The sequence below is a fragment of the Mesorhizobium escarrei genome (assembly GCF_935825525.1).
Classification (GTDB): domain Bacteria; phylum Pseudomonadota; class Alphaproteobacteria; order Rhizobiales; family Rhizobiaceae; genus Mesorhizobium; species Mesorhizobium escarrei.
In genome coordinates this window covers 249-1,101 of sequence record NZ_CAKXZT010000167.1, presented here as the reverse complement: position 1 = coordinate 1,101, position 853 = coordinate 249, and the positions used below count along the sequence as shown (strand labels likewise).

2 protein-coding genes are annotated in these 853 nt (G+C 61.5%); both read left to right on the top strand.

The features are described from left to right. The first annotated feature begins 146 nt into the window (after positions 1 to 146). On the top strand, positions 147 to 383 hold the full coding sequence (locus tag NMG80_RS30970; RefSeq protein ID WP_254021644.1) for an SDR family oxidoreductase: 237 nt from the start codon (positions 147 to 149) through the stop codon (positions 381 to 383). A 45-nt stretch (positions 384 to 428) separates the two neighbouring features. Next, positions 429 to 853 (top strand): alpha/beta fold hydrolase (locus NMG80_RS37115; protein WP_367186037.1); only part of this gene is annotated, 425 nt, incomplete at its 3' end.

Here is an 853-nt window from a genome sequence, read left to right as displayed (position 1 = left end):
GGCGGTTCGGTCATTCTGAATACCGCATGGCTTAACCAGGTGGGCGCCCCTGGCCGCGCCGCGCTTTCGGCATCCAAGGCGGCGGTTCGTTCCTTCGCCCGAACATCTCGGCAGAGCTACGGCCGCGGCGGATCCGAGTCAATGCTGTGAGCCCCGGTCTTATCGACACCCCCATTCTCAGGGGTGTCGGACAATCAGAGTTCCCCGGTCAGACCGAGGCGGAATTCAAGGACTACCTTGCCGGTGCCGCGAAACAGATTCCGTTCGGCCGGCTGGGACGCCCCGAGGAAGTGGCAGGCGCCGTCCTGTTCCTTGCCAGCGATGCGTCAAGCTACATGCTTGGCTCGGAACTGGTCGTGGATGGTGGCCTCGCTGAACTGTAAGAGAAGGTGACGATTTTTACTCTCCTATTGAACAAAGAGGCTGTCATGACCGTAAATTCGCCGTTAGCGACTCGCCGAAGCATTCTTGCCATCGCAACAGCCGCAGCCTTTGGACTACTTGGCGAGCCAATACCCCAAGCGGCCGCCCAGTCAGCGACTCCCGAAGGTTCGGGCTCCCCCACAAGGGCACCCTACCTTCCGAAAGGGTTCACCGACACGTTCACCAGTCGGTACGTTCACGCCAACGGTGTGCGCCTGCATGCGGTAGTTGGCGGAAAAGGCCCGCCGTTGCTGTTGGTCCATGGTTGGCCCCAGACTTGGTACCAATGGCGCTTGGTGATGCCGGCGCTGGCGCGGGACTTCCAAGTCATTGCGATCGACCAGCGCGGGATCGGGCTCTCCGACAAACCGCAGAACGGGTACGACTCCAGCACGCAGGCCAACGACCTCATCGCGCTGATGGATGCGCT